This window comes from Streptomyces sp. AV19 (assembly GCF_015999245.1).
In the GTDB taxonomy this organism is placed as follows: domain Bacteria; phylum Actinomycetota; class Actinomycetes; order Streptomycetales; family Streptomycetaceae; genus Streptomyces.
The window spans coordinates 809,340-822,669 of record NZ_JAEAMR010000010.1 but is presented as its reverse complement, the minus strand read 5'-3'; the positions used below and the strand labels follow the sequence as shown (position 1 = coordinate 822,669).

Annotated in this window: 6 protein-coding genes; 2 read left to right on the top strand and 4 right to left on the bottom strand. The window is 70.5% G+C overall.

The features are described from left to right. The first annotated feature begins 306 nt into the window (after positions 1-306). Entirely contained in the window at positions 307-2,964 is a 2,658-nt protein-coding gene (gene aceE / locus I5Q34_RS22215) for a pyruvate dehydrogenase (acetyl-transferring), homodimeric type (protein WP_199894051.1), read from the top strand. Here aceE and I5Q34_RS22210 read toward each other — a convergent pair. Then, positions 2,912-3,202, bottom strand: a complete 291-nt coding sequence (locus tag I5Q34_RS22210; protein WP_199894050.1) for a holin — start codon at positions 3,200-3,202, stop codon at positions 2,912-2,914. The two genes, aceE and I5Q34_RS22210, sit on opposite strands and share 53 nt — an antisense overlap. 171 nt (positions 3,203-3,373) lie before the next feature. Between I5Q34_RS22210 and I5Q34_RS22205 the strand changes: the two genes are divergently transcribed. Then, positions 3,374-4,897, top strand: a complete 1,524-nt coding sequence (locus I5Q34_RS22205) for an aldehyde dehydrogenase family protein (protein WP_199894049.1) — start codon at positions 3,374-3,376, stop codon at positions 4,895-4,897. A gap of 394 nt (positions 4,898-5,291) precedes the next feature. Here the strand turns inward: I5Q34_RS22205 and I5Q34_RS22200 are convergent, their stop codons facing one another. Genes I5Q34_RS22200 through I5Q34_RS22190 form a run of 3 tightly spaced genes read right to left on the bottom strand, consistent with a single transcriptional unit; the run spans position 5,292 to position 13,311 of the window. Continuing rightward, positions 5,292-8,378, bottom strand: a complete 3,087-nt coding sequence (locus tag I5Q34_RS22200; protein WP_199894048.1) for a pPIWI_RE module domain-containing protein — start codon at positions 8,376-8,378, stop codon at positions 5,292-5,294. A gap of 30 nt (positions 8,379-8,408) precedes the next feature. Further along, on the bottom strand, positions 8,409-12,116 hold the full coding sequence (locus tag I5Q34_RS22195) for a hypothetical protein (protein ID WP_199894047.1): 3,708 nt from the start codon (positions 12,114-12,116) through the stop codon (positions 8,409-8,411). Continuing rightward, positions 12,109-13,311 (bottom strand): hypothetical protein, encoded by a 1,203-nt coding sequence (locus I5Q34_RS22190; protein WP_277965396.1) that lies wholly within the window; start codon positions 13,309-13,311, stop codon positions 12,109-12,111. Before I5Q34_RS22190 ends, I5Q34_RS22195 begins: the two co-directional genes overlap by 8 nt. Positions 13,312-13,330: the final 19 nt, after the last annotated feature.

The following is a 13,330-nucleotide window of genomic DNA, read 5'->3' as shown; positions in this document are numbered from 1 at the left end:
TCGCGCCAATGGGACTCGCGGTGCTCAGTCTTCCTGGGCCGGGGGGCGGGTGGAAGCGTGTGCGGGGCGCGGGCGCGGGCGCGCGGACCACACCCCGTGTGAAGTGAGGGATTCCGTTTCCGGCCGTCATCGACCGCTTCCGGCCGTCATCGACCACTCAGAAATGATCGATCATTACTCGCGAGTAACCGTTGACCCGGCACACGTACGGCTCCTAGCGTCATCAGGACGGAACTTTTGTTTCGCGCAACGGAAAAGCCAGCACGGCCCGGCCACCCTCACCGGGCGACGCGAAAGGGGATAACGGTGTCCCAACTCGACCAGCTGCCCGACCTGGACCCGGCCGAGACCGGTGAGTGGCTGGAGTCCCTGGACTCCGCCGCCCGGGTCGGCGGCCCGCACCGCGCCGCCCACCTGCTGCGGCGGATGGCCGACCGCGCCGGGCACCTCGGGGCGGATCTCCCGCCGCTCCTGGAGACGCCCTACGTCAACACCGTCCCGACCTCCGAGGAGCCCGCCTACCCGGGCGACGAGGAGCTGGACCGCCGCATCACCGCCTGGAACCGCTGGAACGCCGCCGCCATGGTCACCCGCGGCAACCAGCGCGGCGGCCTCGGCGGCCACATCGCCACCTTCGCCTCGGCGGCCTGGCTCTACGAGACGGGCTTCCAGCACTTCTTCCGCGGCAAGGAGGCCGACGGCAGCGGCGACCAGCTCTACCTCCAGGGCCACGCCTCCCCCGGCATCTACGCCCGCGCCTTCCTGGAGGGCCGGATCGACGAGGCCCGGCTGGACCGCTTCCGGCAGGAGGCCGGCGGCGACGGCCTGCCCTCCTACCCGCACCCGCGCCGGCTGCCCTGGCTGTGGGAGTTCCCCACCGTCTCCATGGGCCTGGGCCCGCTCTCCGCGATCTACCAGGCACGCTTCAACCGCTACCTGGAGCACCGCGGCATCAAGGACACCTCGCGCTCCCGCGTGTGGGCCTTCCTCGGCGACGGCGAGATGGACGAGCCGGAGTCGACCGCCGCCCTCGCGCTCGCCGCCCGCGAGCGGCTGGACAACCTCACCTTCGTCATCAACTGCAACCTCCAGCGCCTCGACGGCCCCGTCCGCCCCAACTTCAAGATCGTGCAGGAGCTGGAGGCGCAGTTCCGCGCCGCGGGCTGGCACGTGGTGAAGTCCCTGTGGGGCTCGGCCTGGGACGCGGTCCTCGCCCGGGACACCGGCGGCGCGCTGGCACGCCGGCTGCGCGAGGTGCCCGACGCCCAGTTCCAGACGTACGCCACCCGCGACGCCGCGTACGTCCGCGACCACTTCTTCGGAACGGACTCCGCCCTGCGCGCGCTCGGCGCCGGGCTCGGCGACGCCGAGGTGCTGGAGCTCTTCCGCACCTCGCGCGCCGGCCACGAGCCCCGCAAGGTGTACGCCGCCTACCGGGCCGCCGTCGAGCACCGAGGCGCGCCGACCGTCGTCCTGGTGCAGACCGTCAAGGGGCACACCCTCGGCCCGGGTTTCGAGTCGCGCAACGCCAACCACCAGATGAAGAAGCTGACCGGCAAGGAGTTCCGCGCCCTGCGGGACCTTTTGGAGCTGCCCATCCCCGACCGCGCGCTGGACGACGGCCTCGTGCCGTACGCCCACCCCGGCGAGGACTCCCCCGAGGTCCGCTACCTGCGCGAGCGCCGCGCGGCCCTCGGCGGCCCGGCGCCCGCCCGCAAGGTGACCGCCAAGCCGCTGCCGGAGCCCTCCGCCAGGCCCTTCGAGGCGCTGCACAAGGGCTCGGGCACCCAGGAGATCGCCACCACCATGGCGTTCGTCCGGCTGGTCAAGGACCTGCTGCGGGAGAAGGAGACCGGCCGCCGCTGGGTCCCCGTCGTCCCCGACGAGGCCCGCACCTTCGGCATGGAGTCCCTCTTCCCCACCGCCGGGCTCTACTCCCCCGCGGGCCAGACCTACGACCCGGTGGACCGCGACCAACTCCTCTACTACAAGGAGGCGAAGGACGGCCAGATCCTCAACGAGGGCATCACCGAGGCGGGTTCACTGGCCTCCTTCACGGCCGCGGCGACGTCCTACGCGACGCACGGCGAGCCGATGATCCCGTTCTACATCTTCTACTCGATGTTCGGCTGGCAGCGCACGGCCGACCAGTTCTGGGCGCTGGCCGACCAGTTGGGACGCGGTTTCGTCGTCGGCGCGACCGCCGGCCGTACCACCATGACCGGCGAGGGCCTCCAGCACGCCGACGGCCACTCGCACCTGATCGCCTCCACCAACCCGGCGGCGATCGGCTACGACCCGGCGTTCGCGTACGAGGTCGCCGTGATCGTCCGCGAGGGCCTGCGGCGGATGTACGGGCCCGAGGCCGAGGACGTCTTCTACTACCTGACCGTCTACAACGAGCCGAAGGTCCAGCCGGCCATGCCGCCCGGCGTGGAGGAGGGCATCCTCAAGGGCCTCTACCGCTACCGCGAGGCCGCCGCCGATCTGCCGTCCGACGCCCCTCGCCTGCAGCTCCTCTCCTCCGGCACGGCCGTCCACTGGGCCCTGGAGGCCCAGCGGTTGCTGGCCGACGACTGGGGCGTAGCCGCCGACGTCTGGTCCGCGCCGTCCTGGACCGAACTGCGCCGCGACGCGCTGGCCTGCGACGCGGCCCGGCTGCGCGGCGAGGACCGCGTCCCCTACGTGACGCGGGCCCTGCACGGCGCGCCCGGTCCGGTGCTGGCGGTCAGCGACTGGATGCGCGCGGTGCCGGACCAGATCGCCCCCTGGGTCGAGCAGGAGTGGACGTCGCTGGGCACGGACGGCTTCGGCCTCTCCGACACCCGCGAGGCCGCCCGCCGCCACTTCGGCGTCGACGCGCAGTCGGTGGCGGTGGCCGCGCTGGCGGCGCTGGCCCGCCGCGGGGAGGTCAAGCCGGAGACGATCCGTCAGGCTTCGTCGCGCTACGGCCTGAACGCCTGACCTTGCCCTTCTTGCCGTTCTTGTTCGGCAGCCATGCCGCGCTGTCCTTGTCCCCGACGTACCGGCCGAGGGCGCCCTTGATCACGGAGAGGGCGGCGGGCAGCGCGGCGATGGCGGCGGCCTTGAGGGCGGAGACGCTCGTCAGGTCGAACCCGTCGGCCAGCAACAGGCCGATGAAAGTGGTCAGATAGGCGGCGACGGTCCGCTCGGCGATGTCGACGAGCACCTTCTTGTTCATGGGGTCCCCCCGCTTCCGTGACGCACCGGCAGCACCGGCGCGTATTGACGTGCACTGACGCGTACTGATGTGTACACCACACCCAAGGGGCCTACCGCAAGCCGCCCCTGGGTAGCGTCCAGCCGTCGCCGCCCGCGACGGAGCGGGCGGCCGTGTGTGAGGAGGCACGCCATGACCCGCTACGCGTCCCCCGGCTCCCCCGACGCCGTCGTCTCGTACCGCCCGCGCTACGACCACTGGATCGGTGGTGAGTACGTACCCCCGGCACGGGGACGTTACTTCGAGAATCCGACGCCGGTGAACGGCGAGCCGTTCACCGAGGTCGCGCGCGGCACGGCCGAGGACGTCGAACGCGCCCTGGACGCCGCCCACGCCGCCGCCCCCGGCTGGGCCCGCACCTCGCCCGCCGAGCGCGCCGCCGTCCTGCTGCGCATCGCCGACCGCATGGAGGAGAACCTCGAAGCGCTCGCCGTCGCCGAGTCCTGGGAGAACGGCAAGCCGATACGCGAGGCCCTGGCGGCCGACATCCCCCTGGCCATCGACCACTTCCGCTACTTCGCGGGGGCGTTACGCGCCCAGGAGGGCAGCCTCTCCGAGATCGACGAGGACACCGTCGCCTACCACTTCCACGAACCGCTGGGCGTCGTCGCCCAGATCATCCCCTGGAACTTCCCCCTCCTGATGGCCTCCTGGAAGCTGGCCCCGGCGCTGGCGGCGGGCAACGCGGTCGTCCTCAAACCCGCCGAGCAGACCCCGGCGTCGGTCCACGTCTGGCTCGACATCGTCGCAGACCTCCTCCCCCCGGGCGTCGTCAACGTCGTCAACGGCTTCGGCGTCGAGGCCGGCAAACCGCTCGCCTCCAGCCCCCGCGTCGCGAAGATCGCCTTCACCGGCGAGACCACGACCGGCCGCCTCATCATGCAGTACGCCTCCGAGAACCTGCGCCCCGTCACCCTCGAACTCGGCGGCAAGAGCCCCAACATCTTCTTCGACGACGTCTGGGACGCGGACGACGACTTCCGCGACAAGGCGCTCGAAGGCTTCACCATGTTCGCCCTCAACCAGGGCGAGGTCTGCACCTGTCCCTCCCGCGCCCTCATCCAGCGCGGCCACTACGCCGACTTCCTCGCCGCCGCCGTCGCCCGCACCGAGGCGATCGTCCCCGGCCACCCCCTCGACACCGACACGATGATCGGCGCCCAGGCCTCCAACGACCAGTTGGAGAAGATCCTTTCCTACCTCGACATCGGCCGCAAGGAAGGCGCCCGCGTCCTCACCGGCGGCCACCGCGCCGACCCCGGCGGCGAGCTCAAGGGCGGCTACTACGTCGAGCCCACCATCTTCGAGGGCACCAACCGCATGCGCGTCTTCCAGGAGGAGATCTTCGGCCCCGTGGCCGCGGTGACGTCCTTCACCGACTTCGACGAGGCCATCGCCCTCGCCAACGACACCCTCTACGGCCTCGGCGCCGGCGTCTGGACCCGCAACGGCACCACCGCCTACCGAGCCGGCCGCGCCATCCAGGCCGGCCGTGTCTGGACCAACTGCTACCACCAGTACCCGGCCCACGCCGCCTTCGGCGGATACAAGCAGTCGGGGATCGGGAGGGAGGGGCACAAGGTGGTGCTGGATCACTATCAGCAGACGAAGAACATTCTTTGTTCCTACAGCCCACAGAAACTTGGGTTCTTCTAGAGCTCGAAGTCGGCTGCCTGGAGGCTTCGTTGAGCTCCAGGCAACCCGACACCGACGTCACTTTCCGTGATCAATGCGGCACCTTACGCCATTGTTCGAACTCCAAGTGAATCCGTCCCGGACCAGCCACGGACCAAACAGTCTCCCTGTGGAACCACTTCCGACGGGTGTGTCCGACACGGCTGTAGGTCTGCCGAATGAGGATCCCATTGCGATTGACACCCTTTGGCATCCTCTGCAGCGGGGGCGGCATCGATGGCGGAACTGACGCATTTAGCCCCGTTCGCGACGGACTACAGGGAGGGGCTGCCGGTTCAAGTCGGCGATGAACCGTCCCCCAGTCTCTGGGCACGCTTCGTTGCATCTCGCACCGCGCTGAGGTCTCGTCAAGGCGTCACATGTCGAAAAGTTGCAACTGCCCTTCAGCATCGGCGTCCGCTACCGACTCCAAGTTCGGCACCGGCTGTTCCACCGGCGCCGCGTCCTGCGCATCGTCCAGATTCTCCGAAGCACCGGATTTGCCCGCTGCCCCCTCGTCTACCAATTCCGCCTCCTCCACCTCGTCGCCCTTCAGCGTCGGCAAGACGTACTCCTGCGCCAGGCCAGCCAAGTGCAGTGGCAGGGGCAGGGCAAGGGCCTGGTCGTAGTCCGAGGGCTGGCGCAGAACGTGGGTGAGGAGCGCGAAGGATCTCGGGTCGTCGCCGTCGTCCGGGTGGCAACCGAGGACGGCGATCTCCACCAGCCCCGGCATCCAAGCCGCCTGGCCGGTGTCGATAGTGGGCTCACCCTTGCGCTTGCCCTGGGCGATCGGCCGGGGCGATAGCTTGTCTGCGGTTACCGCCGCGTGCTTGAACTGCACGGGCTTGGCCGTCGTACTGAAGAAGACGCGGGTGTCCTCAGCGGCGTCCTCCGGCGCCCACAAGCCCTGCTGGATGCCGTTCGCTTTGCCCTCCGGGGCTTTCCCCCACCACTGCGGTGTCTCGTTCCGGGCCCCTGCACGGACCCGGACCAGTCGTAGGTCGGGGTCGAGGCGACGGGCGGGGGCAAGGCCGTCTTGCAGACGGTCCCGTTCGATCCGGCCGTCCTGGAGCCAGGTCCAGTGCGAGCGAGCGTTGTGGGCTTCGGCGTACAGGGCGGTCGGCGCGGCACGTAGGGACGCACGCAGGCCCTGGAGCCACTCGGCGGCCTCACGACGCTGCCGTTCGCGTTCTTGGTAGAGCTTCGGGCGCTCCATCTCACTTCCCGTCTCCGCCTCCGACGTGTCGACAGCGCCGTCCTGTGGTCCGCGCTGGCGGGGCACAACGGGCTTGACCTCGGCCTTCGTGGTCAGCCTCAGCAGCAGTTCCGGGTACGGGACCCAGGCGCCGACGCCGGAGCGCGCCTCAGGGTCCCAGCCTTCGACGCGGGCCGCGCCGGTGCCCGCCGGGTCGGGGGTGACCATGACGCCGACCGGGACGTAGGCGGCCCAGCGATTCCGGGTCGTGCGGTTCTTGCGGACCATCCACAGTGCGGCGTGCCGCAGTCCGTCGGGCAGTCCTTCGTCTGCGGCGTGCCGGGGGACGGTACGCGCGCCGAGCTGCCGCAGGCCGTCGTTCCAAGCACTGAGCGTGCGGTGCCTCAGGCTGGACGCTGTCTCCGCACCCTTGCCGTTCTCGTCGCCCGCCAGGGGCACCGTGGTGAACTGCGTGACGAAACCGGCCTTGGCGCAGCCGAGTCGCATGGCGAACTTCGGATCGTGCAGTTTGCTCGGGTAGGACGCGGCGCGCCCGATCTCCACGAGGGCGAGGGCCGGCGCGTCGGTGGTGCGTTCCACGGCCAGCCACCGTGCGGCACTGTCGCGGCGGGCTGCGATCGCGGCGGTGACTTGGGCGTCCTTGATGCGGGTGCCGGTGGGCAGATCGAGGGGGGCAAGAAGGCTGTCGGCGGTGCGGTCACCGAGCGCGACGAGCGGGCGCAGGCAGTGGACGCGCACGGTCAGCTCCGGGGCGGACCATTCGTGCACGACCGGTGCGCCGACCGTAGCGTCATCGTACTGCTGTGCGGTGAAGGACCCACCGTTGCCCTTGAGGCCCAGATGCTCGGCGAGGGAGGCCAAGGCGACGTCGCGCAGTCGCGGCGACTGCCACAGCAGCCGTGCTTCCAGCACGGGAGCGCCGCCCTGGCGCGCCACGCCGTCGAGGGCGTCCAGCGCGTAGGCCGCTGCCAGTCGGCGCTGAGTACACCGCTCCGCGTCGATCGTCTCCTTGTCCCCCTTGGGGACGTTCGCAGGTGTACCCCGGTCGATCAGCGAGAGGTCCGGGGCGCGGCGCAGCTCGGGCGTAAGGGCACCCTCCGCCCAAGCGGTGAGCTGCGAAAGCTGGTGTGCCATGAAACCGGTGCCCACGTCATGCCGGCCCATCGCGGTGCGGTGCAGGACGCCGGCCCGGGCATCGTCGCGCAGCCAGGACGCTGGGTCGGTCAGAATCGCGTCGGCGTCTGGGAAGGGCTCACCCAGGGGCAGCCCGGCAAGCATCGCTGCGGGACCGCCCGCGCGCCACCGGTCAGCGAAGCCGCCCTTCTCGCCCAGGTCCTTGTCCCAGTAGCGCTCCAGACGGGCGATGGCGAACCGCTCGCTGCGGGGCGTGCCCGGCAGGAACGGCCTGCGCGGACGCAGCAGGACGGTGGTGCTCGCGCCCCACGGGAGGTGCAGTCGGCCCGTCTTGGCGCTGGTCCGAGTAGCCCAGCGGCGCACCGACCAGCGAAGGTTGAAGCGCGGCAACGGATCGAACGGCACGGTCTGCAACGTGATCGACAACGTCACCGACCACCAGGAGTCCTGCTTCTCGTCAGGCCCGGGGAACCGGATCGGCTCGGAGACGAGCTGGGCACCCTGGTCACGCGGTCCGCGCGGCATGGCCCGGAAGGTGAGCTGCCCACCGTCGTACGGGTACGGGCCCAGAGCGAGGACCCGGCGGGCCAGCCAGTCGGGGCTGAGGCTGTACTGGTGGAGTAGCGGGCGCGCGGTGCCGCCTTGAGTCATGTTGCGCGGCATGAGCTCGTGGTGGACGGTCTCCCAGCGCGGCGGATGGGCAGCCAGTTCAGCGATGGTCTCCTTCAACAGGCCGCGATGCTCGGGCTCAGGCCGCAGATCACGCAGCCAGTGCTTGAGCACGGTGTCCAAGACCGGGCCAGGAAGCGGGTCAGGGAGGTCGGCGGGCGCACACAGCCAGTGGGCCGACGCGCCCACGTCGCGGTCATGGAAAGGGCGCGGTAGCGCGAGTACGTCGGGCGCGAACGCCTGCAGGACCTGTTCCAAGCGCCAGGTCGGTGCCGTACGCCACGGTTCTTTGCCCGCTGCCGCCCGGGGCGCGTTGCACAGGGTCAGAACGGCGTCCCGCCACTGCTCGGGAAAGGGCAGGACGCGGTAGGGCGCGGTGTGAGAGGAAGAGACGTCGGCCGGGCGCCAGGCTGTGGTGCGGGCAGAGCGGTAGACGGATGGCAAGGACAGCTCCTTACGAGGAGAGTCGGGCGGTCAGCGGTGAGTCATCGTGCGGAGGGCGTTGTAGAACGGCTGGTACAGGAGACGGACCAGGGCGCGAGCCGCCGGGTCGGGGTGGGGCGGGGCGGCCTGTTGGGCACGGGGCCGGTCTGTCAGATAGGGATCGAGGATGCCACCGAGGGCGTGGAGCAGGCCGTCGGTGCTCGGCACATCGGTCACGGAGGACGACTGGCCTGTGCGGCCGGGTGCGAGCTGCCTCGCCAGGCGAGGCGAGAAGGCGGCGTCGATGAATACCACCCGGGCGGGCACTCCGCCACGCACCAGACGACCGATGACCTGCCACAGGGTGACGAGCTGGTCCCAGGCGAAGGCCCGCTTCTCCCAGGCGGGCAGTGAGCTGTAGGCGTACCGGCGGTTGAGCAGTCGGCGCCATTCGCGGCGGCCCTGGTGACGCAGGGCTCGGGCCGCTTCGTCCAGCGATCCCCCCCTCTCCATGAGTTCGGTGAGCGTGTGCGGGCCGTCAAGGTTGTCGCGGCGCGGCTCATCGCGCAGCATGCCGCTCAGCCAGTCGTTGACGGCGAAGACGGACAGGTCGAGGTCGTCAGGGCGTGGGTGCGGGCGAACCAGGAACAGGGCCGTGCCGAAGGCCGCCTTACCCTCCTCGTTAAGGATGTTGTGGCCGCGCTCGACGGCCAGCAGTGGAGCGACCAGGACTTCAGCGGTGTCATCGTCGGCGAAGCGGGCGACGTCGCCACGCCGTAGCGTCGCCGGAGTCTCGTCCGACTGCCCGGGGGCGGTGCCGGTTGGCCCACCGCTGCCGCGGGCTTCGTCGTCCGGGATCAGCGCGCTTACCTTGCCACGCCAGGCGTCGAACCGGTGCAGCGCCTCGGCCACCGCCGCAGCTTCCCGGTAGCTGCCCACCAGGATCAGCGCTCGGCGCCGGGCCGTCTCGGGGATACGGCTGATCTCCTGGCCCAGCACCGATGTGCCGCCTGGGCCTGGCTCGCCGAGCCGCCGGGCCATCGCAACCGCCTGAGCGAGCCGGTCGCGCGGCGGTGTGCCGGAGAGGCTCATGGGGCGGCCGTCGCGGTCGTAGAGGAAACGGGTGGCGAACGAGGTTCGGGCCACGGCGGCCAGGGACTCATCGGTGGGCTTGAGGACGAGGCTCACCGGTACGCGGATGTGGGCCCGGCTGGACTCGCCGGCCCAGCTGGTGCCGGACATCAACACGACGTGCGGGCCGCCAAGGCCGGTGGCCGGGTCGGCGCCGAGGCTACCCAGGTTCAGAAGCAGCTCGCGCCCGACTCCCGCGCAGCGGAAGAAGCGCAGGGTGCCGCCGCGGCGGCCGGCGTCGTCGCGTTCCTCGCCGTCCGGGAGGTACTGGTAGCCGAGGATGTTACCCATGGGCGCCTCGGGCACCAGCGGGGCGTAGTCCAGCGGGACGCGCCGGGCCAGTTCCTTGCCCTGGGAGTCCAGCCGCAGGGCGGCCTCCACGTGCGGCCACAGGAATGTGAGCCGCTCCAGCCGGTGATGGAGGGTACTGAGCAGCAGGAGGAAGGAGAGCCGCAGACACAAGGCGTCCCACCAGTCCTTCGTTGGCTCGGGCGGGGGCATGACGGATGCGGGCTGTTCCGCCCGTACCTCCTCCGTCACCCGGTCTACGAGCTGACCGGCCAGCTCGCGCACCCGCTCCTTCGTGCGACCCGCAGCCATATGGTGCAGGAGGGCGTCGGCGGTGTCGGTAAGGACGCCGGTGAGCGGGTCGAGGGTGTCACCTTCGCCGAACGGATCGTCGCGGAAGGCATCCCAGGCTTCCTCGAGCAGGCGGCGGGCCGGGGAGAGCGCGAGATGCGGGGAAGGGCCGGGCTCTTGCGCCACGTCGTCATAGCCCTCGTAGAGTTCAGCGCTGTCGACGGCGGTGTCGTCCGCGACGGACGCTTCCTGTGGGGCCTGGCACTGCACCCTTTCGCGGTAGCGCCGGGTCACATCGCGGAACAGGTCGTCGAGCAGGTTCTGCTGGAGCGTCCACGGGCTGAAGTAGGCGGGATCAGCCCACTCCCGGAGGTCTTCGTCTTTGATCAGCAGAGCGCAGAGCGGATCGACAGCAAGGGTGACGGCTCCCAGGGCCCGGTTCCACTGGGCGACCTGACCGTCAGTCAGCGGCAGGCGGGCGCGCCTGCTCAGCTCTTCGATCTTGTAGCGGTTGAGCTGGTCGAGCCAGGAGTCGGTGTCGGGGCGGACCAGCGTGCCAGATGGGGTGAAAAGGCGGTCCAGCGCCATCTGGACGTTGTCCGCCTCGTCCACGAAGATCAGGTCGCTGCGCAGGCAGGCCAGTTCCAACTGGCGCAGCCGCTCATCGTTGAGGTGCGCGGACACCTGGCTCTGCACCAGGCTGGCCGGGTTGGCCACCCAAATCAGAGCGTCGACTTGCGCGCGGGCAGCCGCGTGGCGCGGGCACTCGGCCCACAGGGGGCAACCGTGCGGGCGGCCGGGCAGGCGGTCCGGGGCGTGCGGCAGGCGGGGTCCGGTGGCCCTCCGGTCGGGAGCCCATTGCTCCAGAACGACCGTTTCCGGTTCCGCCGCGCCGCGCTGTGGCTCCGGGTGCAGCCGGGTGCACGGTGCGTCGCGGTATTCCAGCGGATCGCCCTCGATGCCGCGCAGACCGCTCACTGCGCAGGCGGTGCTCAGCAGGTCGAAGCCGGCGTCGTCGTGGTCGAGGAGGTTGTCTAGCCCTCGGGCGGAAAGCCGCCGGTGCAGCCGCTGGACGTGCTGCTCGCGTGTGGTGGCGCCGAGCACCGGCGCGACGGCGATGCCGAGTGCGTCGAAGAGGCCGCACAGCCGTAGCTGTTCGGCGACATCGCCGACAACAAGCGTGGTGCGCAGCGGGGTCTCACGCCGGGCGGCCCATACGGTCACCAAAATCATGAAGGTGCTCTTACCAGCACCGACCATGCCGGCCAGGTGGACCATGCCGGACAGTTCGACCTCGTAGGCCTCGGCATAGTCGGTTCCCGCAATATCGCGGGACGCGAACTTGACCCCCTCCAGCCGCTGTTCCCAATGGCCGGGATGTGGGACCCCCGCCTCACGCTCGCACTCGTCCATCCAGCGGGCCGTCGCACGCAGTTCGACGCGGCGCACGGTAAGGGGTTCGCCGCCACCAGGCCGGCCCGCGGCAAGGTCGTGGCCAGGCGGGTTGGCGAAGACGAGGTCCTTGGGAATGATGACCGAGGCATGGCGGCGGCGCTCCTGGAAGGAACTCGTCCCTGCAGGGGCCGGCTTCAGAGCACGAGTCACCAGGCCCGGTAGCTGGATGAGAGCCTGATCGTAGGTATCCATCCGGCGCCCGGCCACCATCGGCACCATGGGTCGAGGACCGCCGGCGGTTCCGGCAGGCGGCAGCTCGTAAGCCCGAAACCTGATGGAGACCACCCGGTAGGCGTCCAGCGCCTGCCTCCAGGCGCGTCGCCGCAGCGGCCACAGGAGGTGCCGGGCGGCGGCAAGGGCCATGCGCTGCCACGGCTGCTGAGCCAGTCCACCGCGCTCGGCGAACTGGTTGCCACCGAACAGCACATAGGCGTCCGTGGCGTCAGCCGTCGGGGCAAGCAGTTCAAGCAGCCGCAGCCCGAGCTCGACGCGGCACAACTCGACCGGGCCGAACCCGTCCGGGGCACCGGCCACAGGCCACTCGTCCCTCAGCTCCCCCGCTACGGACTCGCACCAAGCTTTCTCGTCACGCATCTGTGCCCTCCCGGCTGTCTGCGGGAGCGGCGCGGCGCGGCGCGGCCAGCCGCTGCCGGGCGGCCCGGACCAGCTCGTCGTCGGTAAGCAGGTGTACGGCAGCGGCCGCTGCGGGTCGGGCACGCTGAAACGCCTGCTGATATCCGGGGCGTTCGCGCACCCGGTAGACGGGCACCACCCAGAACGACTCATCGTACGGAGGCTCTGGCCGCACGGGACGGGCGGCGCGGCCGAGGAAGGCCGGGTGTGCCCAGTCTTTGACGTCGACGGCCCAGCGGTGGCCGTCGGGGAAGACCACCAGCAGGTCGTAGGCGTCGAAGCCAGGCCACATAGTGACGTCAAGGCCCAGATCTGTGAGCCGACTCTCCAGTTCCACCTCGGCCAGTCCGGGCCCGGTGACATGCCTGCGCAGAGGGCGCTCCAGCTGGTACATGGTGCCGGCCTGGGCCGCTTCGATCAGACGGCCGACCGGCGGGTCTCCCTGTCGGCGGCAGCGATCCCGCTCGCACCACCACTCTCCGCCCGCGAGCGGCGTCAGCAGTGTCCGGCAACGGCCGCACACCGCGTAGCAACCGTCCCGACTCCAGGAAAGAGGAACCTCTGAGTAAATCAGGTCGATCAGCTCCCAGACCGGCTCCAACGTGAAGTCGCCGTGCAGGGAGAAGAGTTCCTGGGCCGTCAGCACCGGCCGCCGCACCAGCAGGCCGCGGAACTCGGTGTACGCGTCCTCCTCACCGTGGCTGCGGCACCGGTCCAGGGCGGCCCTCATCACCTGCTGGTCGCGGTGCCGCACAGCCGGGTCAGGCGCCAAGCGCTCCCATTCGCTCCACTCGTGGCACAGCTGAGTGGGGCGATGCGAGTACGGGTCTAGCAGGACATCGTCCGGACCGACGGCGTCCGGCGGCAGCGAAAGCGGCCAGTCTTCCAGCGGGATGTCGGCACACCGCTGGACGAGTTCCGCGAGCGAGGCTGGCGGCCGGAGTCCACGGCGCAGCCAGGCGATGACCGCCCGGTCCAGGGCGAGTTGGACGACGGGAGGGTATGGCAGCGAGAAGGCATCCAGACCAGTGGTGTGGTCCAGGACGCACAGGGCCCGGGCAACGGTGGCCAGCAGGGGGACACCGTCGTAGGCGGCCCATTCATCGAGCGCTGCGGTAGACGGATCGCGGGTGATACGAGGAGGGCTCGCGGTCACGGCTTTCACTCCAGATAGT